Source organism: Mycobacterium kiyosense (assembly GCA_021654635.1).
GTDB classification, from domain to species: Bacteria; Actinomycetota; Actinomycetes; order Mycobacteriales; family Mycobacteriaceae; genus Mycobacterium; species Mycobacterium kiyosense.
Genome location: AP025179.1, coordinates 770,208 through 782,585 on the forward strand (window position 1 = coordinate 770,208; position 12,378 = coordinate 782,585).

General features: G+C 67.8%; 15 protein-coding genes, 1 pseudogene and 1 riboswitch. Of the genes and pseudogenes, 8 read left to right on the forward strand and 8 right to left on the reverse strand.

Annotated features, from left to right (window positions below):
• Positions 1 to 72: 72 nt before the first annotated feature.
• From L6444_RS03600 to thiC, 3 genes are read right to left on the reverse strand one after another with little or no spacing between them, the layout of a single operon-like run.
• Positions 73 to 711 (reverse strand): alpha/beta hydrolase family protein, encoded by a 639-nt coding sequence (locus tag L6444_RS03600; RefSeq protein WP_236980643.1) that lies wholly within the window; start codon positions 709 to 711, stop codon positions 73 to 75.
• 24 nt (positions 712 to 735) lie between these two features.
• Positions 736 to 1,563, reverse strand: coding sequence for a bifunctional hydroxymethylpyrimidine kinase/phosphomethylpyrimidine kinase (thiD, locus tag L6444_RS03605; RefSeq protein ID WP_236980645.1), 828 nt, complete (start codon positions 1,561 to 1,563; stop codon positions 736 to 738).
• Positions 1,560 to 3,188: a phosphomethylpyrimidine synthase ThiC gene (thiC, locus tag L6444_RS03610; RefSeq protein ID WP_370653142.1), complete on the reverse strand. Its 1,629-nt coding sequence runs from the start codon at positions 3,186 to 3,188 to the stop codon at positions 1,560 to 1,562. Before thiC ends, thiD begins: the two co-directional genes overlap by 4 nt.
• Before the next feature lie 21 nt (positions 3,189 to 3,209).
• Positions 3,210 to 3,320: riboswitch (TPP riboswitch) on the reverse strand.
• 107 nt (positions 3,321 to 3,427) lie between these two features.
• On the opposite strand from thiC, the gene L6444_RS03615 reads away from it, so the two are divergent.
• The 3 genes from L6444_RS03615 (at position 3,428) to L6444_RS03625 (ending at position 6,198) form a co-directional block, all read left to right on the forward strand.
• On the forward strand, positions 3,428 to 4,147 hold the full coding sequence (locus tag L6444_RS03615; protein ID WP_264960795.1) for a PAS and ANTAR domain-containing protein: 720 nt from the start codon (positions 3,428 to 3,430) through the stop codon (positions 4,145 to 4,147).
• An 87-nt stretch (positions 4,148 to 4,234) separates the two neighbouring features.
• Positions 4,235 to 4,585 carry an STAS domain-containing protein gene (locus L6444_RS03620; protein WP_236980649.1) on the forward strand — a complete coding sequence of 117 codons (351 nt, stop codon included), beginning with the start codon at positions 4,235 to 4,237 and terminating at the stop codon, positions 4,583 to 4,585.
• A complete protein-coding gene (locus tag L6444_RS03625; RefSeq protein WP_236980651.1) occupies positions 4,582 to 6,198 on the forward strand; it encodes an ATP-binding SpoIIE family protein phosphatase in 1,617 nt (538 codons plus the stop codon). Before L6444_RS03620 ends, L6444_RS03625 begins: the two co-directional genes overlap by 4 nt.
• Here the strand turns inward: L6444_RS03625 and L6444_RS03630 are convergent.
• The gene (locus L6444_RS03630; RefSeq protein ID WP_236980653.1) at positions 6,195 to 6,476 is read right to left on the reverse strand and encodes a hypothetical protein; all 282 of its coding nucleotides are present in this window, start codon (positions 6,474 to 6,476) and stop codon (positions 6,195 to 6,197) included. The two genes, L6444_RS03625 and L6444_RS03630, sit on opposite strands and share 4 nt — an antisense overlap.
• A gap of 60 nt (positions 6,477 to 6,536) precedes the next feature.
• Between L6444_RS03630 and L6444_RS29995 the strand changes: the two genes are divergently transcribed.
• Positions 6,537 to 6,722 (forward strand): Rv1535 domain-containing protein, encoded by a 186-nt coding sequence (locus tag L6444_RS29995; RefSeq protein WP_238305369.1) that lies wholly within the window; start codon positions 6,537 to 6,539, stop codon positions 6,720 to 6,722.
• Here L6444_RS29995 and L6444_RS03635 read toward each other — a convergent pair.
• The 4 genes and pseudogenes from L6444_RS03635 to L6444_RS03650 all read right to left on the reverse strand — a co-directional run bounded on the left by L6444_RS03635 (position 6,715) and on the right by L6444_RS03650 (position 9,298).
• Positions 6,715 to 7,158 carry a hypothetical protein gene (locus L6444_RS03635; RefSeq protein WP_236980655.1) on the reverse strand — a complete coding sequence of 148 codons (444 nt, stop codon included), beginning with the start codon at positions 7,156 to 7,158 and terminating at the stop codon, positions 6,715 to 6,717. The genes L6444_RS29995 and L6444_RS03635 overlap by 8 nt on opposite strands.
• Before the next feature lie 93 nt (positions 7,159 to 7,251).
• Positions 7,252 to 8,058, reverse strand: a complete 807-nt coding sequence (locus L6444_RS03640) for an exodeoxyribonuclease III (protein ID WP_236983751.1) — start codon at positions 8,056 to 8,058, stop codon at positions 7,252 to 7,254.
• A gap of 89 nt (positions 8,059 to 8,147) precedes the next feature.
• Positions 8,148 to 8,702, reverse strand: a pseudogene (locus L6444_RS03645) (GNAT family N-acetyltransferase, cg3035/Rv0428c family); the annotation flags it as partial.
• Complete coding sequence (locus tag L6444_RS03650; protein ID WP_236980659.1) at positions 8,702 to 9,298, reverse strand: peptide deformylase; 597 nt, start codon at positions 9,296 to 9,298, stop codon at positions 8,702 to 8,704. The gene L6444_RS03650 and the pseudogene L6444_RS03645, both read right to left, overlap by 1 nt.
• A 217-nt stretch (positions 9,299 to 9,515) precedes the next feature.
• On the opposite strand from L6444_RS03650, the gene L6444_RS03655 reads away from it, so the two are divergent.
• The 4 genes from L6444_RS03655 to L6444_RS03670 all read left to right on the forward strand — a co-directional run bounded on the left by L6444_RS03655 (position 9,516) and on the right by L6444_RS03670 (position 12,356).
• A complete protein-coding gene (locus L6444_RS03655; protein ID WP_236980661.1) occupies positions 9,516 to 9,824 on the forward strand; it encodes a DUF3263 domain-containing protein in 309 nt (102 codons plus the stop codon).
• 52 nt (positions 9,825 to 9,876) lie between these two features.
• Positions 9,877 to 10,341 (forward strand): LytR C-terminal domain-containing protein, encoded by a 465-nt coding sequence (locus L6444_RS03660; protein ID WP_236980663.1) that lies wholly within the window; start codon positions 9,877 to 9,879, stop codon positions 10,339 to 10,341.
• 154 nt (positions 10,342 to 10,495) lie between these two features.
• Positions 10,496 to 11,212, forward strand: a complete 717-nt coding sequence (gene sodC, locus L6444_RS03665) for a superoxide dismutase[Cu-Zn] (protein ID WP_236980665.1) — start codon at positions 10,496 to 10,498, stop codon at positions 11,210 to 11,212.
• A 13-nt stretch (positions 11,213 to 11,225) separates the two neighbouring features.
• A complete protein-coding gene (locus L6444_RS03670) occupies positions 11,226 to 12,356 on the forward strand; it encodes a glutamate--cysteine ligase (RefSeq protein WP_236983753.1) in 1,131 nt (376 codons plus the stop codon).
• The last annotated feature ends 22 nt before the right edge of the window (positions 12,357 to 12,378 follow it).

Sequence of the window (12,378 nt, forward strand, 5' to 3'; positions counted from 1 at the left end):
CTCGAATGCCGAATATGTTAATCGACATTCCGGCGGGATGGAAGTTCGGCCAGGTTTTCCCGGGCGCCAGGATCAGGCTCGTCGACCCCGGTCGCGGGGCAGCAGCCGAAGCGCCGCAGCCACCGCCAGGGCGGGGACGTCGAGCGTCTTCGAGCCCAGGTCGTGGCGTCCGCCGGTGATTTCGACGATCTCGGTCGGCGCTGAAATCAGCGCCGCCGCCGCGCGCAACTCCGACAGGGTGCCGAAGGCGTCCGACGAGCCGTGCGTGAACACGGTGGGCACCGTGATGCCCGGCAGGTGCTCGGTGCGGGCGCGTTCGGGCTTGCCGGGTGGATGCAGGGGATAGGACGACAGCGCCAACACGTCGACGGACGCGTCCCCGTCCGCGACCACCATCGACGTCTGCCGGCCGCCGTAGGAATGACCACCGGCGACCAGCGGACCCGCGGCGAGACCGCGGCACAGCTCGATCGCCTCGACGATGCCGGCTCGGTCGGCTGCCGCCGACCCGGACGGCGGGCCCTTCGGGCGGCGCCGCCGGTAGGGCAGGTTGTAGCGGACCGCCAGCCAGCCGTGACGCGCCCACTCGTCGCAAAACTGTTGCAGCAGTTTGGCATCCCGGTTTCCACCGGCGCCGTGAGTGAGCACGGCGATCCCTTTCGGCGTGCCCGCTGGTTCGTGCGCGATCCCGGCGATGGCTTCGAGATTCATAACCCGAGATTCATAACCCGAGACTCATATCCCGAGCCGAAACAGCGGCGAGACCGGGCCGTGGCCGTGGCCCAGCGGGTAGGCGGCGCGCAAAGATTCGGTGACCCAATGCTTCCCGAACCGGACGGCGTCGGGCACGGTGTAGCCGTGCGCCAGCGCACACGCCACCGCGCTGGCCAGCGTGTCACCACCGCCGTGGTCGCAGGCGGTGGCTACTCGTGCCTCGTGGAACTCGTAGAAATCCGCGCCGTCATACAGTAGGTCGGAGCTGAACTGCGAGCTCCGCAGGTGCCCGCCCTTGACCAGCGCCCACCGCGGGCCCAACGCATGCAGCGCCTTGGCCGCCGCCCGTTGAGATTCGTCGTCGACGACATCGATGTCGACCAACAGTCGCACCTCGTCCAGGTTGGGTGTCACCAGCGTGGCCAACGGAAACAGTTGGGAGCGAAGCGAATCCAGTGCTTCGTGGGCCAGTAGTCGATCGCCGTGCATGGACGCGCACACCGGATCGACCACCAGCGGCACCGTCAGGCCCAGCCGACGCCAGGTGTCCGCCACCGTTGCGATGATGTTCGACGACGCCAGCATCCCGGTCTTGGCGGCCTGAATGCCGATGTCCGTCACCACCGCTTCGATCTGGCCGGCCACCACGTCGTCGGGAACCTCATGAAAGCTCTTGACGCCCAACGTGTTCTGCACGGTGACCGCGGTGACGGCGACGCAGGCGTGCACGCCGAGCAGCGCCATCGTGCGCATGTCGGCCTGGATGCCCGCGCCGCCGCCGGAGTCGGATCCGGCGACGGTCAGCACCCGCAGCGGCGTCGCACCCGGCGCCGGCAGCGGCAGCGTCACTGCTGAGCGAGCGGGAGATACACCCGGTTGCCGTGATCGGCGAACTCGCGTGACTTCTCCTCCATGCCCGCGGCCAGCATGGCTTCGACATCCTCCTCGGTTTCCAGCCCGTGCTTGGCGGCGAAGTCGCGCACGTCCTGGGTGATCCGCATCGAGCAGAACTTCGGCCCGCACATCGAGCAGAAGTGCGCGGTCTTGGCGGGCTCGGCCGGCAGCGTTTCGTCGTGGTATTCCCGCGCCGTGTCGGGGTCCAGCGACAGTGCGAACTGGTCGTTCCACCGGAACTCGAAACGCGCGGTGCTCAAAGCATTGTCACGCTCCTGGGCGTGCGGGTGCCCCTTGGCCAGATCACCCGCATGCGCGGCGATCTTATAGGCGATCACACCGTCCTTGACGTCCTTGCGGTCCGGCAGTCCGAGGTGTTCCTTGGGGGTGACGTAGCACAGCATCGCGGTGCCGGCCTGGGCGATGATGGCCGCACCGATCGCCGAGGTGATGTGGTCGTAGGCCGGCGCGATGTCAGTGGCCAGCGGCCCCAGCGTGTAGAAGGGTGCTTCCTCGCACCACTCTTCTTCCAGGCGCACGTTCTCCACGATCTTGTGCATCGGGACATGTCCCGGGCCTTCGATCATCACCTGCACGCCATGGGATTTCGCGATCTTGGTCAACTCACCCAGGGTGCGCAACTCGGCGAACTGGGCGGCGTCGTTGGCGTCGGCGATGGAACCCGGCCGCAGGCCGTCGCCCAGCGAGAACGTGACGTCGTAGCGGGCCAGGATGTCGCAGAGTTCCTCGAAGTTGGTGTACAGGAACGACTCCCGGTGGTGCGCCAGGCACCAGGCGGCCATGATCGACCCGCCGCGGGACACGATGCCGGTGACCCGCTTGGCGGTGAGCGGCACATACCGCAGCAGCACCCCGGCGTGCACGGTCATGTAGTCCACACCCTGCTCGCACTGCTCGATTACGGTGTCGCGGTACAGCTCCCAGGTGAGTTGGGTCGGGTCGCCCTTGACCTTTTCCAGCGCCTGATAGATCGGCACCGTGCCAACCGGCACCGGCGAGTTGCGCATGATCCACTCGCGGGTCTCGTGGATGTTCTTGCCGGTGGACAGGTCCATGATGGTGTCCGCACCCCAGCGGGTGGCCCACACCATCTTGTCGACCTCCTCGGCGATCGAGGACGTGACGGCCGAGTTACCGATGTTGGCGTTGACCTTCACCGCGAACGCCTTGCCGATGATCATCGGCTCGCTCTCGGGATGGTTGTGATTGGCCGGGATGACCGCGCGGCCCCGGGCCACCTCGTCGCGCACCAATTCCGCGGGCATGCCCTCGCGGACCGCGATGTAGGCCATCTCGGCGGTGATCTCCCCGGCACGGGCACGCTGCAGCTGAGTGCCGCGGTCGCGAACCACGCCCGGACGCGGCGGCAGGCCCGCGCTCAGGTCGATCACCGCGTTGTCGTCGGTGTACGGCCCGGAGGTGTCGTAGAGGTCGAAATGATCCCCGGTGGACAGGTGTACCCGACGGAACGGCACCCGTGCGCCGGGGACCCCCTCGACCTCCCGGTAAGTCTTTCTGCTGCCCGCTATGGGGCCGGTTGTCACTGCGGCGCCGGCCATCTCCGGGGTCGTCGAAATCAGATCGGTCATCTTGGTTCTCCCTACGCCGGCATTACCCGGTCAGGTTCGTACGGTCGACGGCCCCGAGCCGTCCTCTCAGCGCACCGGGCGTGCGCTCCCGTGTGATTTTCGGTTGGGCGTCTTCCACGCTAGCGCAGCGCGGCGTCGGAAGGCAGCGGACGCGATGCTCAGCCGTGGGATGGCCACCGAGGTGGCCGCCCCGACTGCCGGGTGCGATGATGCCAAACGTGCAGCGTGCCGAGAACGACGCCGCGGCGCCGGGGGGCCGCGAGCAGTCCCCCGATCCCGTGCTCGCCCCCGGGGCCGGCCCGTATCTGAACGTGGGCAGCTTCCGGTTCTGGTTCGTCGGGCAACATTGGGAGTGGTCCGACGAGGTGGCCCGGATGCACGGCTACGAACCCGGCGACGTGCAGCCCACCACCGAACTGCTGTTGTCCCACAAACATCCCGACGACCGCGCGCACGTGCAGGATCTGCTCGACTATGCGCTGCGGTCGGGCGAGCCGTTCTCCAGTCGGCACCGGTTCATCGACACCGCCGGCAACGTGCACGACGCGATCGTGGTGGCCGATCGCATGGTCGACGACTCCGGCGCGGTGTTGGGCACCGCCGGGCACTACATCGACCTCACCGAGACCCTGGACGAGACGCGTCAGGAGGTGCTCGACGAGGCCCTGCCCGACCTCTTCGACAACCGCGCGGTGATCGAGCAGGCCAAGGGCGTGCTGATGTTCGTTTACCGGGTCAGTGCTGATCAGGCGTTCCGCGTGCTGCAGTGGCGATCGCAGGAGACGAACACCAAACTGCGCGGGCTGGCTACCCAGCTGCTCGCCGAGGTCGCCCGGCTGGAGAGCCCGTCGGCGTCCGTGCAGGGTCAGTTCGACCACCTGCTCCTGACGGTGCACGAGCGCATTCCTGCGGAGACCGAAACCGGCTAGGCTCGGAATCTGGGACGGGAGAGACAGCGGATTCGGGCTGGTGTGGCTCAGGCCTCCGGCCGATCCGACTCGAGGTGGGCTAAAGCGATGGAACTGTTGGAAGTCGCTCACGAGTCTGGTGAGGCGGCGGTGATCGTGCATGTCAGAGGCGACGTCGACACCAGCACGGTGGATCAGCTCAGGCAGGCGGGCACTGCCGCGCTCCGGATGGCCGCCGGCCACCCAGCGCGGCTGCTGATCCTGGACTTACAGGCGGTCAACTTCTTCGGCAGCGCCGGCTTGAACGCCGTCCTGGACTGTCATGAGGCGGGTGCGACTGCCGGCACCACGGTGCGGGTGGTCGCCGACCATAGCCGGGTGCTGCAACCGATCCAGGTCACCGAACTGGACCGTGTCCTCGACATCAGCCCGAGTCTGTCCGACGCCCTGCGACGATGACCGAGCTCCCGATGCGCGACTTCGCGGTCCAGGCCGCCGACTCGGTCACCGGGATCCTGACCGCCGTGCTGGCCTCGCCGCACGGGTGCGGCGGCGCCACCGCGGCTGCGGTCGGCGTGATGGTCGACGGTGAAGAGCACGTCCGCTTCGAATTCGCCGGCGCGCTCCCTGCCGAGCTCAAGGACCGGTACCACGTCGCCCGGCTGGACAGTCCGCTGGTGGGCGTCGACGTGATCACCAGCGGCCGGCGAATGATCATCCCCGACACGTTCGACCTGCCCCCGCGGTACGACCATGCCGTCCGCGACATGGCGGGTTCGGTGCGTGCCTGCGTGGCCCATCCATTGCACTCCGGCAGCGGAAATGTCATCGGCGTGCTGTTACTGCTGTGGTCGAGTGCGCGTACGTTCAGCGAGGCTGAACTCGACATGTTCGCCCGGATAGCCGATGTCGCCCAGGAGGTGCTGAACCGGCTCCTGCTGACTGCACGCGAACACCGCATCGCCGCCGACTTCCAGGACCACCTGCTCGACCTCGACCACGGGTCGACGGACGCCGTGGTGGCAGCCGTCTACCAACCGGCCGACGACGCCGCCCGGGTCGGCGGCAACTGGTATTCGGCGACCAAGCTGACGCCCGGCCGGATCGGTGTCTCGGTCGGCGACGTCGACGGCCACGGGCTGCCCGCCGCGATCGTGATGAGCAGGCTGCGTGCCGCAGTAACCGTATCCGCGCTGACCGCGGCCGACCCGGCCGCTGTGCTGGAAGCATTGGACAAATACGCGGCCACCGTCGCCGGCGCCCGTTGCGCGACGCTGGCATACGCCGTCGTCGACAGCACCGGTGAGCGGGACCGCATCAGCTATTCGTGTGCGGGCCACCCGCCTCCGCTGCTGGTGCCGCCGGAGGAGCATCCGGTCTTCCTCAGCGAAGGGCGGCGGCCGCCGATTGCCAGCGGCGCGGACCCGGTGCCCGGGCGGACCGCGACGGAGTACCTGCCGCCTGGCAGCCTCGTGCTGCTCTATACCGACGGACTGATCGAGCGGGCCGAAGAGAGCCCCAGCTACGGGTTCGACCGGCTGCGTGCCGCGGCGGCCGAGTGCGCATGGCTGCCGGTGGGATCGGTGTGTGCTGAGCTGCTGGCCCGGATGAAGCCACCCGGTGGCTACCGCGACGACGTCGTGGTACTCGCGCTGCGGCCCACCCACACCTGTGCGCGCAGTTTCGCCGTGGCGCTGCCCGCCACACCGGACCACATCCCGGTGGGGCGCGGCGCGCTGCGCGATTGGCTGCGGCTGATCACCGTCGACCCGGAACGCGAGCAGGACATCCTGTTGGCGACGGGGGAAGCGGTCACCAACGCGATCGAACACGGCAGTCGCTGCGAGTCGCGCCTGACGGTGACGATCGAGGCGTTCCATTCGCACGGAACGGTGTCGGTCACCGTCAGCGACTCCGGGTGCTGGACCGGCGACTCGTCCGCCAGTCAGCGCAGTCGACGGCGCGGCCGTGGCCTCACCATGATCAGCAGGCTGGCCGACCAGGTCGACACGATCCGGACCGCCAACGGTACCCGGGTGACACTGCGGTTCGACCGTGCCGTCGCCGGTTAGTCGGCTTCCTCCAGGGCTTCGCCTATTTCCTCGAGAATCTGATTGCGGTGGTTGCTGGCCAGCAGGTGTCCGGTCGCGATGACCAGCGCCACCGGCCAGTCGATCAGTTCGAAGGCCGTCAACGCGGCGATACCGGCGTAGTACGCCAGCTGCTCGGGGTGGGGGACCTGAAGTTTGCCCACCACCGGCAGGTTGATTGCGAACGTGTGGCCGGCCCGGACGTGTTGCACCGCTTCTCGCTGCGTGGTACCGCTGGAAGCCTTCTTTTCGGCCATCATTTGCCTTTCAGTAACGAAGGGTTTCCCGTCACGCCGGGTGATGGGGTCACCGTCGGAAATATGACGACGACAGATGCTCGGCTCGACCCGCTCGCCGCGTCATTAGCCGTTTTACTCAGGCGGCCCCTGACCGAACTCTATGCGCTGCTGTGGCGGGTGGGCGTGCTCGAGGTCGGCACCCGGGCGCAACGGGACGAGTTCCCCGGCCGATCCGCACCCGTATACCAACGCCGCCTGTCTAGTTAGTGCTGCGTAGATCGCTGGCGCCGGCGCGCCGGCCGGCGGTCTTCTTCGCGGGGGCCTTGCGCACCGCCTTCTTTGGCGCTTCCTCGGCGGCCGGCTCGGTGGGAACCGAGGCGAGCTTGGCCGGTGTGGCCACGGCACCCTGCTCGGGCTTCTTGTTCATCCGGCGCAGCAACAGCGCACCGCCACCGACGGCCAGCAGGATGGGCCACTCGACCAGCCCCGCCGCGCCGATGGCGCCGAGGGTCAGGGCCGCCGCCGGCGTCGACTTGCTGCCGGTGCTGATGCCGTGCTGGATTCCCTCGGCGGCGCCTTTGACCCCGCCGACGATGCCGTCGACCGCCGCTCCGCCGACCGCACCGGCGGCCGCCGTGGTAGCCGACGCCGCACGGCTAACCGTGCGCCCCACAGCGCGAAACGTTCCGTCGACGACACCCATGTTCACTCCCTGACCTCGGTTCTCCTGCTTGTATACCCCTCGGCCGCCGACTTCACCAGAAATTACAATGTGGTTCACAGAAGTTTGGGAGCATCACGGGGCCCGCAGGTCGACCAGCACCGGTGCGTGATCGCTGGGCGCCTTGCCTTTGCGTTCCTCCCGGACGATCTCCGCGTGAACCACTTTCTCGGCCAGCGCCGGCGAGCCGAGGATGAAGTCGATGCGCATGCCCTGCTTCTTCGGGAACCGCAACTGGGTGTAGTCCCAGTAGGTGTAGACGCCCGGCCCAGGAGTGAAAGGCCGCACCACGTCGGTGAATTGGGCTTCGACAATCGCTTCGAAAGCCTTGCGTTCCGGTTCGGAGACGTGCGTGCAACCTGCGAAGAACTCGGTGCTCCAGACGTCGTCGTCGGTCGGGGCGATGTTCCAGTCCCCGACCAGTGCGATCGGGGCCGACGGGTCTTCGCGCAGCCAGGATTCAGCCGTATCCCGCAGCGCGGCAAGCCAATTCAACTTATAGGCGTAGTGCGGGTCGTCCAGCGTCCGGCCGTTGGGCACATAAAGGCTCCACACCCGCACGCCCGCACAGGTGGCAGCCAGGGCGCGGGCCTCGGCCGCGGCGGCGACGTCGGGTTTGCTGCTCCAGCTGGGCTGGCCGTCGAAACCGACCTGCACGTCGTGCAGTCCGACTTTGGAGGCGATCGCCACCCCGTTCCACTGGTTGAAGCCGACGTGGGCGACCTCGTAGCCGAGTTCGTAGAACGGCAGCGCGGGGAACTGCGCGTCCGAGCACTTGGTCTCCTGCATGGCCAGCACATCGACCTCGGCGCGCTCCAGCCAGCTCAAGACGCGGTCCAGCCGGGAACGGATCGAGTTGACGTTCCAGGTGGCCAGTCGCAGCGTGTCGTGGGGCACGGCTCCTCCTATCTACTTGCGGGTGGGCTTGTGGGTGGACCACCGGGTGGCGCGAAGTATCGACGGCGATGATGCAGCCAATAGCCACCGGGCACGGGCGGCGACGCGTCGTCGGGCACGACCAGGAATTCGCCGGATGCCGCCTCGCGCAGCAAGAACCGTTCGGTGTGTTCGAGTACCCAGCCCGGCGGCGGGTCCAGCAGCCGGTCGGGCAGCGCCAGGCGCGGCGTCAGCCCACGGCTCGCAAACCAGTCGACGATCGCGGGCAGCGCGCCGATGTTTGCCGAAATATCCAGCGGCACAGCTGAATTGGTAGCAAGGTCGACGCCGCCGGCCGCGCGCAACAGCCAGCCGTCCAGCCAGATTTCCTCGGCGCCCGCCCGCGCCGCGGCGTCGGCGCGCTCGAGTGCCCGGATGTCCGCGGTGCGCACCGGCGCGTCGGTCAGCACGCGCAACGACACCACGTCGGCGGGCGAGACCTCGACGATCGCGCCCGACTTGGTTTGCAACCGCACCGTCGGGTCGAAGGCCAACAGGCGCCCGATCGCGTCGGTCAACGGCGGAACCGATCCGGGTGACCGGCGGTAGCGCAGCGCGATGCGGGTCCCGAGTTCCGGCCACGACGCCATCAGTGACCGAACGGGTCGGGCCCCTCGCCGGGCAGCCACGACAACCCGGGGACACCCCAGCCGTGCGCCTTGATCGCACGCTTGGCGGCCCGGGCGTGCCGGCCGATCAGGCAATCCACATACAGGAATCCGTCGAGATGCCCCGTCTCGTGCTGCAGCATGCGCGCGAACAGACCGGTGCCCTCGATGCTGACCGGTTTGCCGTCGGCGTCGAGCCCGGTGACCCGGGCCCAGTCCGCGCGGCCGGTCGGGAACGACTCACCCGGCACCGAGAGGCAGCCTTCGTCATCTTCGTGGCCCGCCGCCGGCATGGTCTCGGGGATTTCGGAGGTTTCCAGCACCGGGTTGATCACCACCCCGCGACGATGGTCGGTGAGTCCCCGGTCGTCGGCGCAGTCGTAGACGAACAGGCGCAGACTGTGGCCGATCTGGTTGGCGGCCAGGCCGACGCCGTGGGCGGCGTCCATCGTGTCGAACATGGTCTTGATCAATTCCGGCAACTCGGCAGGCAGCGATCCGTCGGCTCCGACGGGCACCGGCGTCGTCGCAGTGTGCAGGACGGGATCTCCCACGATGCGGATGGGTACGACTGCCATGGTCGGCTAGCTTACGGCCCGGCCGGGTGTCACCTTCGTCACGCCGTGTGACCAGCGTCGAGGCACGGCAACTCGACGACAATTCGGCCGACGCGCGGGTCTGCTTTCCGGCGCAACACATTGCGGCGTGGTTCAATATTCGCGCACGACAATGCCCGTATATAGGTCAAGTACCACGAGTAATCGACATTCGCCGGAAGGGTCCAGGGGAAGCAATATGGACAGCGCCATGGCGCGGGCAGAGCGAGCGGGCGACGACTCGGAAATTCCCGAAGGGCTGACCCGTCGCGAGCACGACATTCTGGCCTTCGAGCGGCAGTGGTGGAAGTTCGCCGGGGTCAAGGAAGACGCCATCAAAGAGTTGTTCTCCATGTCGGCAACCCGCTACTACCAGGTGTTGAACGCACTCGTCGACCGGCCCGAAGCGCTGGCCGCCGACCCGATGCTGGTGAAACGACTGCGGCGGCTGCGCGCCAGCCGCCAAAAGGCCCGCGCCGCACGGCGCCTCGGCTTCGAGGTGACCTGACGGCTCACGCGGCTTTGCAGGTTCCGGCCATCCGCTGGTTACAGTGGCTTCGATGAACGAGCGCGTACCCGACTCTTCGGGCCTTCCCCTGCGGGCCATGGTGATGGTGCTGCTGTTCCTGGGCGTCATCTTTCTGCTGCTCGGCTGGCAGGCGCTGGGGTCCTCCGGAAAGGCGGACGAGGACTCGTCGTCGGTTAGCACCGCGTCCAGCTCCGCCTCGCCCACCTCGACCAGCGCCAAGCCCGCGGCAGACGCCGAGGTGCGGGTGTACAACATCTCGTCGAAAGAGGGCATTGCCAAGTCCACGGCCGACGAACTGAAGGCCGCCGGGTTCAAAGTCACCGACGTGACCAACCTTTCGGTCTCCGACGTCTCGGCCACCACCGTCTACTACGGCGAAGACAGCGAGAAAGCCACGGCCGAAGCGGTGGGCAAGAAGCTGGGAGCTCCCGTCGAGAAGCGCATCCCCGCCCTCGCCGACCAGCCGCCGGGCGTCATCGTTTTGGTAATGGGTTGAGGCTGAACCCGCATCGTCGTCACGCTGGGTCGATTGCGCGACTCCTCAGCGGGTCATCGTTTCGACCCGCATCGTCGTCACGCTGGGTCGATTGCGCGACTCCTCAGCGGGTCATCGTTTCGACCCGCATCGTCGTCACGCTAGGCTCTCCGCTATGCCTAAGCCCGCCGCTCCCAAAGTTGCAGCCGTCACCGCCGCCCTGTCCGCGGCCGCCAGCGTCGCGCTGTTGAGCGCGTGTTCGTCGCCTCAACAGGCGTCGACGACACCCGGTACCAACCCGACGGTCTGGACGGGGTCGCCCGGCCCGTCCACCTCCGGTCACGCCGAGGCGGCGCCCAGCACCCAGGAGGCGCCCCCGGCCGGGCAGACGCTGACCACCGTGCTGAAAGGCCCCGGCGGCAACGAGGTCGCGACGGCCAAATTCGAGTTCGCCAACGGCTACGCCACCGTGACGGTCACCGCCAACAGCGGCAGCGGGCTCGCCCCCGGCTTCCACGGCATGCACATCCACAAAGTCGGCAAGTGTGAGCCCAATTCGGTGGCCCCCAACGGCGGTCCGACGGGTGACTTCCTTTCCGCCGGTGGGCATTTCCAGGCTCCCGGGTCCAGCGGCCACTCCAGCGGGGACCTGACCTCGCTGCAGGTCCGCAAGAACGGCGCGGCGATGCTGGTCACCACCACGGACGGCTTCACCATGGACGACCTGATCTCGGGCGCCAAGACTGCGATCATCATCCACGAAGGCCCGGACAACTTCATGAACATCCCGGACCGCTACCAGGTCAACGGCGTGCCCGGCCCGGACGAGACCACGATGACAACCGGTGACGCCGGCAAGCGGGTGGCCTGCGGTGTCATCGGGTCCGGGTAACGGCCCGGCCAGCCTGCCACCCAGCCGGGCCGCCAGTCGCATCGACTTCGCCCGCTCGGCGCGGCCCACCGTGGGCGTGGAATGGGAGTTCGCGCTGGTCGACGCGCAGACCCGCGACCTGAGCAACGAAGCGACCGCGGTGATCGCCGAAATCGGTGAAAACCCCCGCGTGCACAAGGAATTGCTGCGCAACACCGTCGAGATCGTCAGCGGGATCTGCGTGAACGCGGCTGAGGCGATGCAGGATCTGCGCGACACCCTGGCCCCGGCTCGACGCATCGTCCGCGACCGGGGCATGGAGCTGTTCTGCGCCGGCACCCATCCCTTCGCGCAGTGGTCCAGCCAGAAACTCACCGACGCGCCGCGCTACGCCGAGCTGATCAAACGCACTCAGTGGTGGGGCCGGCAGATGCTGATCTGGGGTGTGCACGTGCACGTCGGGATCTCCTCGCCCAACAAGGTGATGCCGATCATGACGTCGTTGCTCAACCAATATCCCCACCTGCTCGCGCTGTCGGCGTCGTCGCCCTGGTGGGCCGGCGTGGACACCGGATACGCGAGCAACCGGGCCATGATGTTTCAGCAACTACCCACCGCCGGATTGCCGTTCCAGTTCCAGAAATGGTCGGAATTCGAAGGATTCGTCTACGACCAGAAGAAAACCGGCATCATCGACCACGTCGACGAAGTCCGTTGGGACATCCGGCCTTCCCCGCACCTGGGCACCATCGAGGTGCGCATCTGCGACGGCGTGTCCAATCTGCGCGAGCTGGGCGCCCTGGTGGCGCTGACGCATTGCCTGATCGTCGACCTGGACCGCCGGCTGGAAGCCGACGAGTCGTTGCCGACCATGCCCCCGTGGCACGTCCAGGAGAACAAATGGCGGGCGGCCCGCTACGGCTTGGACGCGGTGATCATCCTGGACGCCGACAGCAACGAGCGGTTGGTCACCGAGGATCTCGACGACGTGCTCAACCGGCTCGAACCGGTCGCCCGCGCATTGCACTGCACCGACGAACTGGCCGCCGTCGCCGACATCCCGCGCCTGGGTGCTTCCTACCAACGGCAGCGCCGGGTGGCCGAAGAGCACGACGGCGACCTGCGCGCGGTGGTCGACGCGTTGGTCGCCGAACTGGAGGTTTGAGCAGGATGTCGCTGCCGTGGCC

Excerpts from the sequence above, each read along its gene's own strand:
- L6444_RS03660 (WP_236980663.1), top strand. The coding sequence starts at position 9,877 with ATGAACGAGCGCGTACCCGACTCTTCGGGCCTTCCCCTGCGGGCCATG.
- thiC (WP_370653142.1), bottom strand. The coding sequence starts at position 3,188 with ATGGCCGGCGCCGCAGTGACAACCGGCCCCATAGCGGGCAGCAGAAAG.
- sodC (WP_236980665.1), top strand. The coding sequence starts at position 10,496 with ATGCCTAAGCCCGCCGCTCCCAAAGTTGCAGCCGTCACCGCCGCCCTG.
- L6444_RS03615 (WP_264960795.1), top strand. The coding sequence starts at position 3,428 with ATGCCAAACGTGCAGCGTGCCGAGAACGACGCCGCGGCGCCGGGGGGC.
- L6444_RS03655 (WP_236980661.1), top strand. The coding sequence starts at position 9,516 with ATGGACAGCGCCATGGCGCGGGCAGAGCGAGCGGGCGACGACTCGGAA.
- L6444_RS03635 (WP_236980655.1), bottom strand. The coding sequence starts at position 7,158 with ATGGGTGTCGTCGACGGAACGTTTCGCGCTGTGGGGCGCACGGTTAGC.
- L6444_RS03650 (WP_236980659.1), bottom strand. The coding sequence starts at position 9,298 with ATGGCAGTCGTACCCATCCGCATCGTGGGAGATCCCGTCCTGCACACT.
- L6444_RS29995 (WP_238305369.1), top strand. The coding sequence starts at position 6,537 with ATGACGACGACAGATGCTCGGCTCGACCCGCTCGCCGCGTCATTAGCC.
- L6444_RS03620 (WP_236980649.1), top strand. The coding sequence starts at position 4,235 with ATGGAACTGTTGGAAGTCGCTCACGAGTCTGGTGAGGCGGCGGTGATC.
- L6444_RS03600 (WP_236980643.1), bottom strand. The coding sequence starts at position 711 with ATGAATCTCGAAGCCATCGCCGGGATCGCGCACGAACCAGCGGGCACG.
- L6444_RS03625 (WP_236980651.1), top strand. The coding sequence starts at position 4,582 with ATGACCGAGCTCCCGATGCGCGACTTCGCGGTCCAGGCCGCCGACTCG.
- L6444_RS03630 (WP_236980653.1), bottom strand. The coding sequence starts at position 6,476 with ATGATGGCCGAAAAGAAGGCTTCCAGCGGTACCACGCAGCGAGAAGCG.